Genomic DNA, 18,379 nt, shown 5'->3' with positions numbered 1-18,379 from the left:
AGGGGAAAATGGGCAAAGCAACAGGATTTATGGAATTCAAGCGGGAAAAGCCTGCTGAACGCGATCCTCTCACACGGATAAACGACTGGAACGAATATTCGTCTCCATTTTCTGAGGAAGCATCAAAAAGACAGGGAGCGCGCTGCATGGACTGCGGCACCCCCTTTTGCCAAATCGGCATGGATATAGGCGGTTATACGTCAGGATGTCCGATTCACAATTTAATCCCTGAATGGAACGACCTCGTTTACAAGGGAAGGTGGAAAGAAGCGCTTGACCGCCTTCTAAAGACAAACAATTTCCCTGAATTCACTGGGCGGGTCTGTCCGGCGCCTTGTGAGGGCTCTTGTACGGTGGCGATTTCCGATCCGGCCGTATCCATCAAAGGGATCGAACGGACGATTATTGACAAAGGATTTGAAAACGGATGGATTCAGCCGCGAATTCCGAAAAAACGGAGCGGCAAGAAAATCGCGATAGTCGGCTCAGGGCCTGCCGGTCTTGCAAGCGCCGATCAATTGAACCAGGCGGGGCATTCGGTCACTGTTTATGAGCGCAGCGACCGCCCGGGAGGCCTGTTAATGTACGGCATCCCGAGCATGAAGCTCGAAAAAAGCGTTGTCGAACGCCGCATCAAACTGTTGACACAGGAAGGCGTCGACTTTGTCACCAATACGGAAATCGGCAAAGATATTACAGCCGACGAACTAAAAGAACAGTACGATGCGATTATCCTTTGCACAGGGGCCCAAAAACAGCGCGATCTCTTGATTGAAGGCCGTGAAGCAAAAGGTGTCCACTTTGCCATGGACTATTTAACAGGCACCATTAAAAGCATGCTCGATTCGAATTTTAAAGATAAGCAGTTTATCAATACGAAAAATAAAGACGTCATCGTCATCGGCGGCGGTGACACGGGGGCAGACTGCGTTGCAACGGCCCTGCGCCAAAAAGCGCGAAGCGTCGTCCAATTCGGCAAGCATCCGAAGCTGCCCGATACAAGGACCGCCGAAAATATGTGGCCGGAACAGCCGCATGTCCATACGCTGGACTATGCCTATGAAGAGGCGCAAGCAGTATTCGGAAACGATCCGAGACAATATTCGATCCAAACAAAAAAGCTTGTCGCAGATAAAAACGGCCATTTGAAAGAACTGCATACGATTCAAATGAAAAAAGTAAAGAATGATCAAGGGAAATTTGAGTTCCACGAAATTCCGGGAACGGAAAAAGTATGGCCTGCTCAATACGTCTTTATCGCCATCGGCTTTGAAGGAACGGAACAGCCGCTGCTTGAGCAGTTCGGGGTAAATACGGTGAGAAATAAAGTTGACGCAGCATACGGGGAATTTAAAACAAATGTCGATGGAGTCTTCGCAGCAGGGGATGCGAGAAGAGGACAAAGCCTGATCGTTTGGGCGATTCACGAGGGACGCGAAGTCGCCCGTGAAGTTGACAAATATTTAATGGGGAGCTCTGTACTGCCTTAAAAACAAAGGGGTATTCACATCATATAAATGAAAGCCTGTCCCGCGACCTTATTTTTAGGTTGACGGGGCAGGCTGTTTTGTTTTTTTGATTCAGTGCTTTCGCCTTCTGGCTGATCTTCGGACTGCCGCCCAAAGTTATCTGTGAAAAATTGTGTACTTACTCCATTTTATGGGATATAGCATAACCTAAAGTATGAAAAGCAACTAAAGGAGGCTATAACAGTGGAAGAAACTTATCAAAATCAAGATAACTGGGCGGATCCGGATAGACAGCAGCCTTTTACTTATGGGGGCTACCCTTATCCGCGGCCAAGACCGCGCCCTAGACCGAGGCCGCCGTTTTATCCGTATCCATTCTTCTATCCGTTCTTTTATCCTTTTTATCCTTTCTACCCTTACCCTTGGTAATTTGTAAAACGAAGCTGTCTGGTGAAGCAGGCAGCTTTTTTCATTTTGATGAATTTTTCAAAACGCTTCCACGAATAATAACAGCGATATGATAAAAGCTCTCTATATTTCCAAAAGAGAACAAAATGGATGTGGTATTCGTGTCGTTATTCGTCAAAAAGTTGAGCAGAGAAAAGCGATATTTGATTTTCGCATTCAGTGTCATTCTTCTCTATGTCCTTCCGCTTTACATATTAAATGAAGACGCTCATATCCGTGTGCATGACAACCTGGATTCCAATATCGCCTGGTATAAGGTGCTGGCCGAAAGCGGGCAGCTGCTCGGCGGCGTTAAAGCCGTCATTCCGCAAATCATCAACGGGTTGCCGCGGGACGCTTACGGAACGGAATGGAGCGGCATTGTCTGGCTTCACGCCTTGTTTCCTTCGATGACCGCATATGCTTTAAGCCAGACGATCACGAGGGTGTTTGCCTTTGTCGGGATGTACCTGCTGCTGAAAAGCCATGTGATTCGCGATGAAAAGGCGTATTTCATCAGAATCGCCGTATCGCTGGCATTTGCCCTGACACCCTTTTGGCCTTCAGGAATGCTTAGTACGCTTGGTCACCCTTTGGCCTTATGGGCTTTTTTAAACATCAGGGCAGGGAACGACTCATGGAAAGAGTGGTCAACCCTTGCGCTTTTACCGCTTTACTCAAGCTTTGTGCTCGGTTTCTTCTTTTTCCTTGCCGCCGTTTCGCTGATTTGGCTTTATGATTTGGTCACAAAGCGCAGCTTTAACCTTCGCTTTCTCGGAAGTATCGCTCTTATGACAGGCATATTCCTGGCGATAGAATACCGGCTTGTTTATTCGGTTTTCGCTTCAGGCGAAACGATGCATCGCGTTGAATTTATTTCGTCCAGGCATGACATCCTTCATTCGTTTCGGTTGTCCTTTAAAAATTTCGTGCTCGGCCACAATCATGTCATGACCGTCCATACGGCAGTGATACTGCCTTTGATTGTGCTCACTTTCGGGCTCGTCGTTGCTAGACAACGCAAAAAGCGGCCAAGCGAAGAAAAGCTGTTCATCTTTTTATTCATTTTAAATTATGCGCTTTCTTTATGGTATGCCCTCTGGTTCAACAAGCTGTGGGCGCTTCCAAAGGAAAAGATCAGTCTGCTTTCGGCATTCAATTTCGCCCGTTTCCACTTTTTGCGCCCTCTTGTGATATACGCAAGCTTTGCCGTTGCATGCTACATATTGTGGAAAATGGGGAAGAGATGGCGGCGTTTTGTTCATGCCGCACTAATCGCCCAGCTGCTTGTGCTTATTCCGTTTCATGAAGAGCTGACTTACGGCGCATACCACCACGCCCCAAGCTTTCGGGAATTTTATGCATCAGATCAGTTTAAACAGATCAAACGATTCATCGGCCGTCCTACCGATTCCTACCGGGTGGCGAGCATCGGCCTGCATCCGGCGATTGCGCAGTATAACGGCTTCTACACACTTGATACGTATGCCAATATTTATCCGCTGAAATACAAGTATCAATTCCGGAAAATCATCGCCAAAGAGCTTGATAAAAATCCGGCCCTGAAGCGCTATTTCGATGAGTGGGGGAGCCGCTGCTACTTGTTTGTTGACGAGCTTGGAAAACATTACGCGTTCAAAAAGAGCACAAAGAAAAAAATCACGAACCTGGAGTTAAACACTGAAGCATTCAAAAAAATGGGGGGACAATATATTTTTTCTTCAGTTCCGATTATGAATGCAGAACAAAACAAGCTTGCGTTTTTAAAGCGGTTCAGCCACCCGCAGTCCGCTTGGAACATCTATGTATATGAAGCGAAATAAGCATCGATAAGGAGGAAGCAAATTGAATCTTCAACAGCCTTTGCTGACGATCGTCGTACCCTGTTATAACGAAGAGGACGTGTTTGCCGAAACCGCAAAACAGCTGACTGCGGTATTGGATGATCTCACAGCAGATAAACTGATTTCTTCAGAGAGCAAGCTTTTATTTGTCGATGATGGATCGACAGACCGCACATGGCCGCTGATTGCCATGGAAAGCACAAAAAACCGCTATGTGACAGGCTTGAAGCTGGCCCGTAATTCGGGACATCAAAAAGCTCTGTTAGCCGGACTCGATAAAGCAAAGCAAAAATCCGATTGCGTTATTTCAATCGATGCCGATCTTCAGGATGACATTTCGGCGATTCGCCGGTTTATCGAAAAATATCATGAAGGCTATGAAATCGTCTACGGTGTACGCCGAAGCCGCCAAACGGATACATGGTTTAAACGAACGACAGCCGGATGGTTCTACAAGATCATGAATAAGCTTGGCATCCAGCTGGTCGATAACCATGCCGACTTTCGGCTTTTAAATAAACGGGCGCTTGAGGAGCTCAGCCGCTATGCAGAAGCAAATGTTTTCCTGCGCGGTTTGGTGCCCCTGATCGGCCTTCGGTCGGCAAAAGTGTACTATGACCGAAAAGAGCGGATGGCTGGAGAAACGAAATATCCGCTGAAAAAAATGCTGTCTTTCGCTTTTCACGGGATTACGTCTTTCAGTGTCGCTCCGATCCGATTTTTTACCCTGATTGGCTTCTTCTTATTTTTCCTAAGCTGCATCGCGGGTATTTATGCAATGATTCAAAAACTGCTCGGGTATACGAATGCAGGCTGGGCTTCGCTGATCATTTCGATATGGTTTTTGGGCGGTCTGCAATTGATGGGGATCGGCATTATCGGCGAATATATCGGAACGATTTTCACCGAAGTGAAAAGAAGGCCGAGATATGCGGTGGATATCGATTTGTATACTGAACGGCTCGGCCGGCGCGAACCTGAAAAACGGCCGGAAACGAAGCTCAGCTGATGACGGATGCAACCCGAGCAGTTAACTCCAATTTTATAGTTCATTATGAATAAGGAAGGATGTACAAACTTATGGCAGAAAAACAAAACTCTGGCATGACGGTTGTTGCTATCGGGTCGATCCCGTTGATTATGACGTTGGGAAATTCGATGCTGATTCCGATTTTGCCGAAAATGAAATCCGAACTCAATTTATCGCAATTTCAAGTCAGCCTTGTCATTACAGTGTTTTCGATCACTGCAGCGCTCTTTATTCCGCTGCTCGGTTATTTGGCCGACCGCTTCTCACGGAAAGTGGTGATTATTCCGTGCCTGTTCCTTTATGGGGCAGGGGGGATTCTTGCAGGGTTTGCATCGACGACCTTTGCGAATGCCTTCCCATGGGTGCTGTTCGGGAGAGGACTGCAAGGGCTCGGGGCAGCCGGTACAGCGCCGATCGCAATGGCGCTGACAGGAGACCTTTTTAAAGGGGCCGACGAAAGCCGGGTGCTCGGTCTTGTTGAAGCCTCGAACGGCTTCGGAAAAGTGCTGTCTCCTATTTTAGGATCATTGATTGCATTAATCGCTTGGTTTTGGGTGTTCTTTGCATTTCCGGCTTTTTGTATTGCGCCGATCATTTTGACTTGGATTTTTATTAAAGAAAAAGACAAGAAAAAAGATCCGCCGCCTCTTGGAAAATATGTAAAAGGGCTGACAAGCGTTTTTAAACATGAGGGCAGATGGCTTTTCACCGCATATCTCGCAGGAGCCGTCTGTTTGTTTACTCTGTTTGGCATCCTCTTTTACTTATCCGATGTTTTGGAAAAAGAATATCATACAGACGGCGTAAAAAAAGGGCTGATTTTGGCGATCCCTCTGCTTGTGATGTGTACAACATCATATATTACGGGCAGCAAAATCGGACAAAATCAGCGGCTGATGAAAAAAATGATGGTCATCGGACTCGCTCTGATTACGGTTTCCTACGGCACACTGTCTTTTTTCTCCGCGCTCATTCCTTTTATTTCGATCCTTGTCATCAGCAGCATCGGCACAGGCTTTGTTCTGCCGTGTGTCAACAGCTTCATAACCGGGGCTGTCGGAAAAGAGAGGCGCGGCTTTGTGACATCTCTGTACGGTTCGGTCAGATTTTTAGGAGTCGCCATCGGACCGCCGATTTTCGGGAGACTGATGGAATGGTCGAAACTCGGCATGTTTATGTCCATAGCGGGCCTGACGTTGATTGTCGGTGTACTTGTGCTGACCATGATTCACGTCAAAAAGGAAGACACGACAAAAAAAGGGGACAAGGGGCTGCAGCCGGCTGACGCAAGATAGGAGGAAAGGAAAAAACATGCGCATAGAAAAGGTTGACACATTTCCGCTGTTCCACAAGCTTTCCTCCCCTTACGGCGATGCGAACGGATTGAAAAGCTACAGAACATGCTATCTGATTCGGATTACGACAGCTTCAGGTCTGACAGGATGGGGAGAATGCGCGGATTGGCTGCCTGCTTTGGATGCAGGCTTTAAAAAACGGATCATTCCTTATTTAATTGGAAAAGAAGCGAGCAATCGAACGGAGCTGGTCACTGTCATCAAAAAATGGCATCAGCGGGCCGCCTCTGCTGTAAGCATGGCTTTAACGGACATCACGGCGAAAAAAGCAGGCCTTTCGGTATGCGAATTATGGGGAGGAAAACTGCGGGAGCAGATCCCGGTATATGCGTCATTCCAATCGTATTCAGACAGGCCGGATTGGAGCCGCCATTCCCTCCGGCTTATCGAAAAGGCAGTTCGGGCCGGATTTAAGGCAGTCAAGCTGAAAGCGGGAGGCAAGATGTTTTCAGAAGACTTGGCACATATTCAGGCCTTCCAGGAGATGACAGGGCAAAGCACCGGACTGATCCTCGATGCAAACCAGAGTTATGATCAGGCCGCCGCGCGCAAGTGGGAAACGTGGTTTTCCGGCTGGCAAAACGTGCTTTGGTTTGAAGAGCCCATGCCGTTTGACGACCTAGCTGAATACCGGATGCTGCGCTCAGCGCTTTCTGTTCCGGTTGCCGGAGGAGAAAACGTAAAAGGCGCAAAGCCGTTTTTGCCGATTTTTCTGGAGAACGCAGTCGATATTGCCCAGCCCGATGTTATGCACTGTGAGGGCACGGACGAATTTCAAACCGTTCTGAAGCTCGCCAGGCATTTCGGAAAAAGGGTCTCTCCCCACAGCTATGACGGCGGACTTTCAAGAATATACGCCGCTTTCGGACAAGCCTGTTTACCGCATTGGACCAAAATGGACGGAGAAGATATCGAACCGCTTGAATGGGATGCGATGGAGAATCCGTTCGCACAAATCGTGCCCGTCAGCATAAAAGACGGCTGCATTCAAGTCCCCGACAAAATCGAAATTGATACAGAGCTCGTAGAAGCGTATGTGTGGGATGGCTCGTCTTACATCTGATCAGCGTCCACCCCGAAAAAATGTGATATTTTTCATTTCCCCTTACATATAGTAGGAAAGAGGACAAGTTACTTTAAAGGGGATTATATCCGTATGGGAAGAAAACTCAAAATCGTACATGCTATTGTGTTGGGCAGCGTGTTGCAGGGTCTCGGTATGGCGCTGTTTTTGTTTCCGAACCATATTCCTTCAGGGGGCGCAGCCGGCATCGCTGTTTTGCTCAATTTCTGGTTTCAGGTTCCGCACGGATTAACCGTCTGGGCTGTCAACTTCTCGCTCCTTTTGACGGCCGTTAAATGGCTTGAACCCGTGACAGTCTTCGGGACGATGGGGGCGATTACCATGACGTCCGTTTCGGTGCAGATCTTCGAATCCTGTATGCCGGTTATGACGACGAACAATATCTGGCTGGATTTATTTTACGGCTCCGTCCTTTTGGGAGCGGGGGTTGGACTGCTATATAAATATAATATTTCTAACGGCGGTTTTGGCGCCTTGGCTTTAATGATATCGATTTACCGCGGCGGAAAACCGGGAACTGCGCTGTTTATCATGAATGCATTCATTTTTCTTTTGACCGCGTCTGTCATCGCCTGGGGAATCGTTATCCAGGCCTTAATCTGCCAATGGATTTCTACGAGGATCATCGATGCGATTTATCAGATTCGCTTCCGGCCGTTATTGATGCCTATCGCCGGTTTCCGCAACAAAAAATAGGCCGCTATTTAAGCGAACCTAATCAAATAAATAAAATGTATCTGATCGAAGTCCCAGTCTCAGCGTTTCAAGCGGAATGGCATCTTGAAACGGAATATTAGCCAAATTGGCGTCAGGACCGATTTTTTCAATGAAACACGTCTGCAGCTGTTTTGTCGGCGCTTCAAAAATTAAATCCCCTGAAGCGATACCGGAATGAAGGATCTCCTCAATAAGCTGGGACCGCATTTCTCCATCGCTTTTGCACAGCCCGCTCGTGCCGCTTTCCCTCGTTTCCGTGATTACTTTCTCGGCTCCGGCTTCAAGATCTTCGAGGATATAATCGATCCATTCGGCTGACTCCAGCTCGCTGCTGAGGGTGCTGTCTTTGCTGCCGACTTCGCTGAACACGTGAAATTCTTTCGAAAAGTCGGAAATAAAGCTTGCTTTATCTTTATTAGAGAGACGGACCGTTCCGTTTGATATTTCGACATAACGGCATCCATATAATTTGCAGTAGCGGTAGTAATCTTCAATTTTATCCTGGCTTAAAAACTTCTCAAACAACGTTCCCCCAAAAAAGAATTGAACGTCATTCTGCCTAAGACTATCGATTTTTTCCTCCAAATATTTCGTAATCAAAGACGTTCCCCATCCAAATTTCACAAAATCTATATAATCTGCCGCTCCGTGAATCGTATCTTTAAAAAAGCTCAAGGGAACCCCGTTATCGATCAGGATGGTGATCCCTTTCTTTCTTGGTTTAAGCTGCCTGTCGGGCAGTATCAGTTCAGAAGAAATCATTGATTACCCCTCACAATCTACTGTATCTTTCTTGCTTTCAGGTAAATGTCTGTTGGCCATTATTCAGCTGTCACGATAAGAATTCACTTTCCCCGTTTATCGTTTTTCTCATTCATGTGTTGCCGTTCGGCAAGGAGTGATCTTCGCCCACCTCCCCATTAGGCAGCATGTTAGCCCCTTATCGCCTGACTTGCTTATCACTAGGTATCTATCCATTTTGTGAAGTCAAAGTAAGTATATTCGCCGTCCTTTCATATGGTTCCTCACTTGTTCTCCATGACAGATTGCGAAATACTTGCTTAACATCTGATAATATTTCGGTATATCAAATTGGGCTCTATTAATTTAGGTCCACAAGCAGAGAATATGATTGATTTCGATCTTGCGCATCTGGTCTTTCGGATATTCACAAAATTGCTGAAATAATAACATTTTCCAGATCACATTTAGTCTAAAAAGTGAATAATCTGCCTATATGTTCTTTTAGTTCATGTTTCGTATCAGAGGATAAGAAAACAAACCTTTAGGACGTATTGGGGGAAAATCGATGAACGATGTTTTAACGTATAGCACATGGGATGAAAAAGCTTCTGAAGAGGTGATGGATACTTTCAGCGGCGAGATGGACGTTTTGAAATGGGCGTACAGCACGTATCAAAAAATCGTTTACGCCTGCAGCTTCGGCGCGGAAGGAATCGTTTTGATCGACTTGATTTCAAAGGTTGTGAAAGAAGCGGACATCGTGTTTTTAGATACAGGACTGCATTTTCCGGAAACATATGAGCTGATCAATGAAGTGAAAGATCGCTATCCCGGTCTGTCGATCCACTTTTTAAAACCCGGCCTCTCACTTGAAGAGCAGGAAAAACGCTATGGCAGCGAACTTTGGAAGCGCCAGCCGGACCAGTGCTGCCGCCTTCGCAAAATCGAGCCGCTCAGGGAGCATCTGTCAGGCATGGAAGCCTGGATTACCGGGCTGAGGCGGGAGCAGTCGGAAACACGGAAACATGTCCGATATATCAACAAGGACGACAATTTTAAACTGATTAAAATCTGCCCCCTTATTCACTGGAAATGGGAGGATGTCTGGACTTACATTAAGCTGAATCAGCTGACGTATCACAAGCTTCATGATCAAGATTATCCGAGCATCGGCTGTGAGGTGTGTACGCTTCCCGTGACAGACAGCGGCAATTTAAGAGCGGGAAGGTGGGCCCACCAGGAAAAAACAGAATGCGGGCTGCATCAATTCCGGTAGGAGCTGGGTAAAAAATGACGATTACAATTTTGGCATTCATTATCGCTTTGTTTTTTGCCATGAACATAGGAGCGAGCGGAGCAGCAGCGTCGATGGGAATAGCATATGGCGCAGGCGCCGTCAGGAAAAGGCAGGCGGCCTTGTGGATCAGCGGAATTGGCGTATTTCTGGGCGCCATGATAGGCGGAGGAGAGGTTGTGAAAACAATCGGTTCAGGCATCATTCCCGCGTCTATTCTCAATGTGCATATTGTCGTGATTATCCTTGGATCATCCGCGATTTCGCTGTTTATCGCGAACATCGCCGGGATTCCTCTTTCAACCAGCGAGGTGACGGTCGGCTCGATTGTCGGGGTCGGCGTCGCGTTTCAGGCGGTATTTACCGATAAGCTTTTGGTGATCGTCATGTATTGGCTGATCATTCCGATTGCCGCATTTTTTCTCGCTTTTTTAATTGGACAATTGCTGAAAAAGACTGAGGCGAAGCTGCGGTGGCTCAAACAGCAAAAATGGGCGCGGCTGCTTACTGCGCTGGTGATTTTAACCGGGTTTTTAGAAGCTTTTTCGGCGGGAATGAACAATGTCGCCAATTCCGTTGGACCTCTCGTTGGAGCAGGCCTCTTGTCAGTCGGCAGCGGAACGTTTCTTGGAGGGCTGTTCGTGGCTATCGGGGCCATTTGCCTTGGAAGCCGAGTCATTGAGACGAACGGAAAAAAAATCACCGAGTTTTCGCTTTTGCAAGGGTCCTGTGTTTCAGGGCTCGGTGCGTCCCTGGTCATCGGCGCTTCGCTATTCGGCATTCCCGTGCCGCAAACTCAGATTACGACTTGCAGCATCATCGGGATCGGCCTTTCTGAAAAGGGAAGGGCAATTTTTCGTAAAAGCGTCATTTTGAAGTTAATGAAAGTATGGGTTGTGTCACCGGTTTTTTCACTTGTCATTTCCTACAGTCTCGTGAAAATCTTTCTCGATTTTGATTTATATTCAGTGGCAGTTGTTTTATGTGTTTTTCTTGCCACTTTAGGATCTATAAGCCTTATGAAACATGCCAGGCAGAAACAATCAGATGTCCGAAGAAATAGGGATCATGTGAAATCAATCGTTGGAGGGAGGGGACGTAAAAGAGAACCTGCCGCATGGAGGGACTTTTAGTTAACCTGGCCGCCTGTTTTGGATGATATGGAGCTAAAGCGCTGCCGAACTGCCCGGAATCAAATACAAGTCTGTCAATGCAGTGCACCTTTTCAACAGTGCATCACATCGGGAAAAGGCGCCCGTGCAGCTGTATCTGTTTCATTGCCGGAAGTGATCGTGCAGAAGCCGAGAGCGGTTACGGCACTTAACAGCCGTTTGACCGAAGAAGAGCTCGGCTGACGCCGCTCTTTTTTGACGATTGTTTTGGCTGATCCCCGACGTTTCAGAGGATCATCAGTCGGTCCATTTCTCAGGAAAAGTATTCCTCTGGTTTAAACTGCATCCCGATTGTTAACAATGAGGAGAGAGATTCGGGAGGGAACCTTGATGGAATATGTACACTTGGTAGTCGAACTGACGATAGGGTTTGCAGCATTGTTTCTGATGACGAAAATTCTGGGAAAAACCCAATTTGCCCAAATTACGCCGTTTGATTTTATTTCGGCTTTAATATTGGGCGAGATGGTTGGAAACGCGATTTTCGATGAGGATGTCACCATCTGGAAAGTCCTTTTCGCCATCCTCATTTGGGCCGTTCTAATCTATTCAATAGAAGTTTTATCGCAAAAAGTGCAAAACATCAGAGGTTTTCTCGAAGGCAGGCCGAGCATTGTCATCAATAAAGGAAAAATCGATTACAACGCCCTTAAAAAGAACAAATTGGACCTGAACCAGCTGCAGACATTGGCACGTGAAAAAGGCTGTTTTTCCTTACACGAGATCCAATACGCCATCTTGGAAACAGACGGTTCGATCAGCGTCCTCCCAAAACACAAATACGGGATGCCGACAAAAGATGACTTAAACATTCCTTACAAACCGGTTCAGCTCCCGGTGCCGGTAATCCTCGACGGCCAGCTCGAAAAGAACAATCTGCACGAAGCCGGATTTGATGAGCTTTGGCTGCAAAATCAATTATCAAGTCAGGGTATCACTCAGTATCAAGAGGTGCTGTATGCGGAATGGCGCGGTGATGAGGGGCAGCTTTACATCACAACATATTGATGTTGGCAGGCGCGGGTTCGACAAGCTTCGAACCCGCGCTTTTTCAATTGCATTCACAAGGCTCGAGGAACATACTTTTTTACCGGTCCGAAAGGCTGTTGATCTCCAAAAAATTCCGTTAAATCATTCAAACGGCCTTCAAATGGCCGGATGACAAACGACAAAAGGTGCACATGAAGATGAAGAATCTGCCTTCAGCCTCCTTTTCTTTTCCTTTTTTCTTCAAAAATCTCCATTTTTCACATGCTCTGCGCCGTCCAAGCAAAACACGCAAACTTGACATAATGATCTAAAGTGTTAATATACTAACCGTGTTCGAAAAATACGAACAGAAATGCGAACAAAGGGAGATGTTAAAGATCTTTAATCAAAAAAACGTAGCTTTTATAGGGGCGGGATCAATGGCAGAGGGAATGATCTCAGGCATCGTTCAATCCAAAAAACTGCCTGCTTCGCAAATCTATGTTACAAACCACACGAACCACCGGCGTTTAGAAGAACTCCAGCAGAAATATGGAATACAAGGCGTCAAAAAAGAACAACTTGACTATCAGAACATCGATTGCTTCATCCTGGCGATGAAGCCGAAAGATGCAGAGGGCGCTCTTAATTCCATGAAACCGCATATCAAACCCCATCAGCTTATCGTGTCAGTTTTAGCTGGCATATCAATATCATTTATTGAAAACACGCTGCACGACATGCAGCCGGTCATCAGAATCATGCCTAATACCTCAAGTGCAATCGGCGCATCTGCAACCGCCATGGCCGAAGGAAGCCATGTAACGGCCGATCTGTCAAAAACCGCGAAACAACTGCTTCAATGCATGGGAGAAGTCTATTCCATCGAAGAAAGCAAAATGGACATTTTCACTGGCATTGCCGGCAGCGGGCCTGCTTACTTTTATTATTTAATGGAGCACATCGAAAAAGCGGGAGCCGAGGCTGGATTAAGCCAAAAATTAACAAGGGAAATCGGCGCGCAGACATTGTTAGGCGCCGCCAAAATGCTGTTGGAAAGCCCTGAGGATACAGCTGTTCTCAAAGACAACATCACTTCCCCTAACGGTACGACTGCCGCCGGTTTAAAGGCCTTGGAAGAAAGCGGCGGAGGCGAAGCGATCGAACAGGCGGTCAAACAAGCCGCAAAACGATCCAAAACGATCAGTCTCGAACTGGAACAATTAGTCGCAGCAAAGTAAATGCCCGTAACGAAGAAAAATACTACAGGAGTGATAAAATGACCTCTAATCAACAGAGGGTAGTTGTCAAAGTGGGAAGCAGTTCTTTAACAAGTCTTCACGGCGAAATCAGCAGCAAAAAGCTCGAAAAGCTCGTTGAGCAGATTGTCCGCCTCAAAGATGAAGGACACGAAGTCCTCCTTGTTTCATCTGGCGCTGTAGCAGCCGGTTACCGGAAGCTCGGCTTTATCAACAGGCCGGATACATTGCCTGAAAAACAAGCATCCGCTTCTGTCGGCCAAGGCTTATTAATCGAAGCGTATTCCAAGCTTTTTTTATCCCACGGCTATATCGCTTCACAAATTTTAATCACAAAAAGCGATTTTTCAGATGAAAAACGGTACAACAATGTGAGAAATACGATGAACGTGCTGCTGAAACGCGGCATTATTCCGATCATCAACGAAAATGATACGGTTACCGTCAATCGGCTCAAATTCGGAGACAATGACACGCTTTCTGCTAAAGTGGCGGGTCTGATCGACGCCGACCTGCTGACCATCCTCTCTGATATAGACGGCCTTTATGACGCGAATCCGCGAAAAACGCCGGACGCCGCACTCGTCCAGGAAGTAACTGAAATCACGCCGGAAATAGAAGCTTCAGCAGGGGATGCAGGAAGCGAAGTCGGAACCGGCGGCATGAAGTCCAAACTGGACGCTTTTAAAATTACAATGGCTTCAGGCATCAAAGGGTTTTTAGGGCGCGCGGACACCCCCGGCATTTTGCACGAAGCGATCTGCGGGAATGCGAGGGGAACGTATTTTATACCGAATGCGGATTCACACGCCCTCAACCATAAAAAGCAATGGATAGCATTTAACTCTGGACCTGAAGGAGACATCGTCGTCCACAACGAAAGCAAAGAGTTTATTATCGACCGTAAAAAAAGCCTGTATCCTTCTAGTATTTACGACATCAACGGCCGTTTCAGCAACGGATCCGTCGTTCGAATCCTTGATCAGGAAGGAGAGGAAATCGGCCTCGGCGTCGTCAACTTTTCCTCATCCCAGCTTCGTAAATGGAAGAAGGATACGAATCAGGAAACAGCCGCTTCCTCACAGGCTGTCGTTGACAGAGAAGCGTTTGTCTGTCATTTAGAGCTATCCGTTCCGCTTTAAAAAACAAATCAAAGGAGGAATTGACATGACTGCGACGAGCGAGAGCATCAGTGCACAAATCGAAGAAAAAGCGATAAAGGCAAAAACGGCCGCAAAATCTTTGCGGCTGGCAACTGAAAAAGAAAAGAACGAGGCGCTTGCTGCATTGGCCGACCACCTGAAACAAAACATGAGCTATATTCTCACTGAAAATGCCAAAGATATCGAAGCGGGACGAAAAAAAGGCTATGATGCAGCCTACATCGACCGCCTGTCGCTCAATGAAGACAGGGTTCTGGATTTTGCCGATGGGCTGCTGGAAGTCGCGGAACTTGATGATCCGGTCGGAGAAACGCTATCAAGCTGGACGCTCGACAACGGGTTAAAAGCGGAAAAAGTCAGCGTTCCTCTCGGCGTCATCGGCATGATCTATGAAGCGCGTCCGAACGTAACTGTCGATGCGACCGGGCTTGCTCTAAAATCAGGCAATGCGATCGTTTTGAAAGGCGGCTCTTCCGCCATTCATTCGAATACAGCGATCGTATCGGTCATGCATCAAGCGCTTGATTCGACAAACATCCCCCGCGATGCCGTTCAATTCATCGAAAGCACAGACCGAAGCGCAACGAAGCAGCTCTTTAAGATGAAAGAACATATCGATGTACTCATCCCCCGGGGAGGCGGGGCCCTCATTCAGGAAGTCGTTGAGAACGCAACCGTTCCGGTCCTTGAAACGGGAGTCGGCAACTGCCACATCTATATTGACCGGGAAGCGGACCCTGAAAAAGCGATCGATGTCATGATCAATGCGAAAACAGACCGCCCCGCCGTCTGCAATGCACTTGAAACGCTGATCGTCCACGAAAAATGGCTTGAGGAAAACAGCGCCGCGCTTATCAATGCTTTAAACGAACACGGGATTCAAGTTCACGGGGACGAAAAGGCTGTTCAAATGATTCCAGGCGCAAGACCAGCAGGGGAAGCCGATTGGCAGAACGAATATTTAAGCCTTGATCTCGCGGTTAAAGTCGCAGGAAGTCTTGAAGAAGCCTGCGATCATATCGAAACATACGGAACAAAGCATTCAGAAGCGATTATCACCGAAAATCCGGAAACAGCCAAAGCTTTTCTGAATACCGTTGATGCTGCAGCATTGTACCACAATGCCTCAACCAGGTTCACCGACGGCGGCGCACTCGGATTCGGCGCTGAAATCGGGATTTCTACACAGAAGCTTCACGCCCGCGGACCTATGGGTCTGAAAGAATTGACCACATGCAAATATATCATGAGAGGCGACGGCCATATCAGAAGATAAATAAAGAGACCTGTACTGAAACTGCACCTGGTTTGTCAGACACCATCTGACAATCCGGAGGTGCAGTTTTTTTCGGCTGAATTTACATCCTCATAAAACATGCAGGCGCAGAATTTTTTTACCAGGCACCTTTCAAACTCCTCCCTTTACATCCTTTCAATCACATTACATAATGATCTATGATATAAGAGTCAGAAGGAGAGTGTGCGTTATGCAAATCCCATCCGGAAAAACCTGCGTTCCGACCGGTGTGGAACTTAAAGACACCGGCTTTGGCTATACGTTGTCATTGATAAGCGGCAAATATAAAATAGTCATTCTATATTGGCTGTCTGAACGCGAAGTGATGCGGCATAATGAATTGAAGCGAAGCATCGGCACCATTTCCTTCAAAACGCTAAGCATCATGTTAAAAGAGCTGGAAGCAGACGGCCTTATCATTCGCAGAGAATTTCCCCAAATCCCCCCAAAGGTTGAGTATTCATTATCTGAACGCGGACGCTCCATCGTGCCTTTGTTAAATATGATGTGTGAGTGGGGGGAGAAAAACAGGCTGGGCTGACAGCCTGTTTCAGCCCGAATGATTTTCAGCAAAACCCCTTGCTACATATGATCAATAAAATGCAAATAATCTCGTGCGCTTTTCTCCAATTCTCCTGCTCCCGGCTCATTTTCTTCTTCCTCGTTTCCGCCAGGCTCTTTTTCCTTGCCGTAAAATGCAAAAAATGAACGATAATCTGCGCGGCAATACCGGAATGTCGTTTCAAATGGAACTAATATTTGTTCAAGCGTATACCGGTACCTTCCGTTTTCACGATAATCTTCCTCTTTAATTCCGGCGGATACACCTAATGCCACTTTACGATTGTTTAATCGATCTCCTCCATTTGAACCATAAGCCCAGCCGTAAGCTAATACATCATCAAGCCATTTTTTAAGAAGAGGCGGACAGTTAAACCAATAGATAGGGAATTGCAAAACAAGATTGCCGTGCGATTCCACCAATTTTTGTTCTTTTTCCGCGTCTATGTTTCCATCCGGGTAAACGTCGGACAATTCGTGAACCGTATACTTTTCCGGATATTTTTTGAGTTCCTCTACCCAGCGCTTATGAACCACTGATGTTTCTAAATTTGGGTGTGCAACGATAACTAGCGTTTTCAAAGATTTGCCCTCCTTCAGCATGTTTTCATCTTGAGTATAAAGTTCACACTGCCAATTTGTAAGTATGCACTTTTAGTTCAGGTACTTACATAAAGGTAAGTACCTGTTGGCGATCAAACATGCAATTTACCTGTCCAAAATCCTCTGGCATGAAAAATGCACTTTTTTAATATAATGTTACAAAGCTCTGCTGCCTAAGGAATTTGACGATCCAAAAAGGGGGGCACTTTATGAATTTTGAACTAACCAGAGAACAGCAAATGATTCGTGAACTCGCAAGAGATTTTGCGAAACAGGAAATTGCACCGCACGCCGAACATGTTGACAGGACGGGAGAATTTCCGATTGAGACATTTAAAAAAATGGGGGAGCTCGGCCTCTTGGGGATTCCGTTTCCTGAAAGCTACGGCGGTTCAGGCGGAGATACGATTTCCTATGCACTTAGCGTCGAAGAAATCGGCAAAGCGTGCGGAAGCACCGGTCTTAGCTATGCTGCGGCTGTATCGCTCGGGGCTGCGCCGATTTATTATTTCGGCACTGAAGAACAAAAACAAGAATATCTCGTCCCGCTTGCGACGGGCCGGGCGCTCGGAGCATTTGGGCTGACCGAACCGAATGCAGGTTCCGATGCGGGCGGCACCCGGACAAAAGCCCGCTCGGAAGGGGACAGCTATGTGATCAGCGGTGAGAAATGCTGGATCACAAATGCAGGATTTGCCAGGACCGTCATCGTCACCGCCGTCACCGGAATAGATAACAACGGAAAAAACATCATTTCCGCCATCATCGTTCCGACAGATTCGGAGGGCTTCACCATTAAAAGCGAATATGACAAAATGGGTGTCCGCGGCTCCAATACATCACAGCTCATATTGGACAATGTCCGCGTACCAAAACAAAATCTATTGGGAAGCCCGGAAAAAGGGTTTAAACAATTTCTCAATACACTTGACGGCGGCAGAATTTCGATCGCAGCGCTGGCTGTCGGTATTGCCCAAGGCGCATTTGAGGCGGCGCTCACATACGCGCGCGAACGAAAACAATTCGGCCGACCGATCTCTTATTTCCAGGCGATTCAGTTCAAGCTTGCCGACATGGCCATGGAAATTGAGCTCGCCCGCAATATGGTGCTGAAGGCCGCCTGGCTGAAAGATCAAGGACGTCCGTTTACAAAAGAAGCGGCTTTTGCCAAGCTTTATGCCTCAGAAATGGCGTTCAGGACATGCAATCAGTCCATTCAAATACACGGAGGATACGGGTATATGAAAGAGTATGGAGTGGAGCGCATGCTGCGGGACGCAAAATTAATGGAAATCGGTGAAGGCACTTCAGAAATTCAACGGCTCGTCATCGCAAGGCAGCTCGGCATCGGCAAACAAGCGCTGAAATGAA

General features: G+C 47.0%; 17 protein-coding genes. 15 read left to right on the top strand and 2 right to left on the bottom strand.

All coding sequences use genetic code 11. The annotated features are described in order from the left end of the window. The first annotated feature begins 8 nt into the window (after positions 1–8). The 6 genes from gltD to H7F26_RS17080 all read left to right on the top strand — a co-directional run bounded on the left by gltD (position 9) and on the right by H7F26_RS17080 (position 7,925). On the top strand, positions 9–1,490 hold the full coding sequence (gene gltD / locus H7F26_RS17105) for a glutamate synthase small subunit (protein WP_003182487.1): 1,482 nt from the start codon (positions 9–11) through the stop codon (positions 1,488–1,490). A gap of 533 nt (positions 1,491–2,023) precedes the next feature. Further along, the gene (locus H7F26_RS17100) at positions 2,024–3,739 is read left to right on the top strand and encodes a DUF6044 family protein (protein ID WP_003182485.1); all 1,716 of its coding nucleotides are present in this window, start codon (positions 2,024–2,026) and stop codon (positions 3,737–3,739) included. Positions 3,740–3,761: 22 nt separating this feature from the next. Next, complete coding sequence (locus tag H7F26_RS17095) at positions 3,762–4,769, top strand: glycosyltransferase family 2 protein (RefSeq protein WP_003182484.1); 1,008 nt, start codon at positions 3,762–3,764, stop codon at positions 4,767–4,769. A gap of 71 nt (positions 4,770–4,840) precedes the next feature. After that, positions 4,841–6,085 carry an MFS transporter gene (locus H7F26_RS17090; protein ID WP_003182482.1) on the top strand — a complete coding sequence of 415 codons (1,245 nt, stop codon included), beginning with the start codon at positions 4,841–4,843 and terminating at the stop codon, positions 6,083–6,085. 16 nt (positions 6,086–6,101) lie between these two features. Then, the gene (locus H7F26_RS17085) at positions 6,102–7,208 is read left to right on the top strand and encodes a mandelate racemase/muconate lactonizing enzyme family protein (RefSeq protein WP_003182481.1); all 1,107 of its coding nucleotides are present in this window, start codon (positions 6,102–6,104) and stop codon (positions 7,206–7,208) included. 93 nt (positions 7,209–7,301) lie between these two features. Beyond that, complete coding sequence (locus H7F26_RS17080; protein WP_003182478.1) at positions 7,302–7,925, top strand: YitT family protein; 624 nt, start codon at positions 7,302–7,304, stop codon at positions 7,923–7,925. Between the two features lie 18 nt (positions 7,926–7,943). Here H7F26_RS17080 and H7F26_RS17075 read toward each other — a convergent pair whose 3' ends face one another. Next, positions 7,944–8,708 carry a phosphosulfolactate synthase gene (locus H7F26_RS17075; RefSeq protein ID WP_003182476.1) on the bottom strand — a complete coding sequence of 255 codons (765 nt, stop codon included), beginning with the start codon at positions 8,706–8,708 and terminating at the stop codon, positions 7,944–7,946. Positions 8,709–9,255: 547 nt separating this feature from the next. On the opposite strand from H7F26_RS17075, the gene H7F26_RS17070 reads away from it, so the two are divergent. The 8 genes from H7F26_RS17070 to H7F26_RS17035 all read left to right on the top strand — a co-directional run bounded on the left by H7F26_RS17070 (position 9,256) and on the right by H7F26_RS17035 (position 16,385). Continuing rightward, positions 9,256–9,966 carry a phosphoadenylyl-sulfate reductase gene (locus H7F26_RS17070; RefSeq protein WP_017474780.1) on the top strand — a complete coding sequence of 237 codons (711 nt, stop codon included), beginning with the start codon at positions 9,256–9,258 and terminating at the stop codon, positions 9,964–9,966. Between the two features lie 14 nt (positions 9,967–9,980). After that, positions 9,981–11,117, top strand: a complete 1,137-nt coding sequence (locus tag H7F26_RS17065; protein WP_003182473.1) for a sulfate permease — start codon at positions 9,981–9,983, stop codon at positions 11,115–11,117. Positions 11,118–11,144: 27 nt separating this feature from the next. Continuing rightward, positions 11,145–11,339 carry a hypothetical protein gene (locus tag H7F26_RS17060; protein WP_223307097.1) on the top strand — a complete coding sequence of 65 codons (195 nt, stop codon included), beginning with the start codon at positions 11,145–11,147 and terminating at the stop codon, positions 11,337–11,339. A gap of 147 nt (positions 11,340–11,486) precedes the next feature. Further along, positions 11,487–12,164 carry a DUF421 domain-containing protein gene (locus tag H7F26_RS17055; protein ID WP_009328125.1) on the top strand — a complete coding sequence of 226 codons (678 nt, stop codon included), beginning with the start codon at positions 11,487–11,489 and terminating at the stop codon, positions 12,162–12,164. A 350-nt stretch (positions 12,165–12,514) separates the two neighbouring features. Continuing rightward, on the top strand, positions 12,515–13,366 hold the full coding sequence (gene proC, locus H7F26_RS17050) for a pyrroline-5-carboxylate reductase (protein ID WP_011201664.1): 852 nt from the start codon (positions 12,515–12,517) through the stop codon (positions 13,364–13,366). A gap of 38 nt (positions 13,367–13,404) precedes the next feature. Beyond that, a complete protein-coding gene (gene proB, locus H7F26_RS17045; protein WP_017474781.1) occupies positions 13,405–14,526 on the top strand; it encodes a glutamate 5-kinase in 1,122 nt (373 codons plus the stop codon). A gap of 25 nt (positions 14,527–14,551) precedes the next feature. Further along, on the top strand, positions 14,552–15,823 hold the full coding sequence (locus tag H7F26_RS17040) for a glutamate-5-semialdehyde dehydrogenase (RefSeq protein ID WP_003182464.1): 1,272 nt from the start codon (positions 14,552–14,554) through the stop codon (positions 15,821–15,823). A gap of 211 nt (positions 15,824–16,034) precedes the next feature. Continuing rightward, complete coding sequence (locus tag H7F26_RS17035) at positions 16,035–16,385, top strand: winged helix-turn-helix transcriptional regulator (RefSeq protein WP_003182462.1); 351 nt, start codon at positions 16,035–16,037, stop codon at positions 16,383–16,385. A gap of 41 nt (positions 16,386–16,426) precedes the next feature. On the opposite strand, the gene H7F26_RS17030 is transcribed toward H7F26_RS17035, so the two are convergent. Beyond that, entirely contained in the window at positions 16,427–16,987 is a 561-nt protein-coding gene (locus H7F26_RS17030) for an NAD(P)H-dependent oxidoreductase (RefSeq protein ID WP_003182460.1), read from the bottom strand. Between the two features lie 230 nt (positions 16,988–17,217). Between H7F26_RS17030 and H7F26_RS17025 the strand changes: the two genes are divergently transcribed. Then, positions 17,218–18,378 carry an acyl-CoA dehydrogenase family protein gene (locus H7F26_RS17025; protein WP_003182458.1) on the top strand — a complete coding sequence of 387 codons (1,161 nt, stop codon included), beginning with the start codon at positions 17,218–17,220 and terminating at the stop codon, positions 18,376–18,378. Position 18,379: the final 1 nt, after the last annotated feature.

The organism is Bacillus sp. PAMC28748 (genome assembly GCF_014250415.1).
Lineage (GTDB): Bacteria > Bacillota > Bacilli > Bacillales > Bacillaceae > Bacillus > Bacillus licheniformis.
The sequence above is the reverse complement of the archived record's forward strand: the minus strand, read 5'-3'. Positions and strand labels throughout refer to the sequence as shown.

Coding starts and splice junctions, on each gene's coding strand:
- H7F26_RS17085 (WP_003182481.1), top strand. CDS start 6,102: ATGCGCATAGAAAAGGTTGACACATTTCCGCTGTTCCACAAGCTTTCC.
- H7F26_RS17025 (WP_003182458.1), top strand. CDS start 17,218: ATGAATTTTGAACTAACCAGAGAACAGCAAATGATTCGTGAACTCGCA.
- proB (WP_017474781.1), top strand. CDS start 13,405: ATGACCTCTAATCAACAGAGGGTAGTTGTCAAAGTGGGAAGCAGTTCT.
- H7F26_RS17090 (WP_003182482.1), top strand. CDS start 4,841: ATGGCAGAAAAACAAAACTCTGGCATGACGGTTGTTGCTATCGGGTCG.
- H7F26_RS17035 (WP_003182462.1), top strand. CDS start 16,035: ATGCAAATCCCATCCGGAAAAACCTGCGTTCCGACCGGTGTGGAACTT.
- H7F26_RS17060 (WP_223307097.1), top strand. CDS start 11,145: ATGGAGCTAAAGCGCTGCCGAACTGCCCGGAATCAAATACAAGTCTGT.
- H7F26_RS17075 (WP_003182476.1), bottom strand. CDS start 8,708: ATGATTTCTTCTGAACTGATACTGCCCGACAGGCAGCTTAAACCAAGA.
- gltD (WP_003182487.1), top strand. CDS start 9: ATGGGCAAAGCAACAGGATTTATGGAATTCAAGCGGGAAAAGCCTGCT.
- H7F26_RS17080 (WP_003182478.1), top strand. CDS start 7,302: ATGGGAAGAAAACTCAAAATCGTACATGCTATTGTGTTGGGCAGCGTG.
- H7F26_RS17040 (WP_003182464.1), top strand. CDS start 14,552: ATGACTGCGACGAGCGAGAGCATCAGTGCACAAATCGAAGAAAAAGCG.
- H7F26_RS17055 (WP_009328125.1), top strand. CDS start 11,487: ATGGAATATGTACACTTGGTAGTCGAACTGACGATAGGGTTTGCAGCA.
- proC (WP_011201664.1), top strand. CDS start 12,515: ATGTTAAAGATCTTTAATCAAAAAAACGTAGCTTTTATAGGGGCGGGA.
- H7F26_RS17100 (WP_003182485.1), top strand. CDS start 2,024: ATGGATGTGGTATTCGTGTCGTTATTCGTCAAAAAGTTGAGCAGAGAA.
- H7F26_RS17065 (WP_003182473.1), top strand. CDS start 9,981: ATGACGATTACAATTTTGGCATTCATTATCGCTTTGTTTTTTGCCATG.
- H7F26_RS17070 (WP_017474780.1), top strand. CDS start 9,256: ATGAACGATGTTTTAACGTATAGCACATGGGATGAAAAAGCTTCTGAA.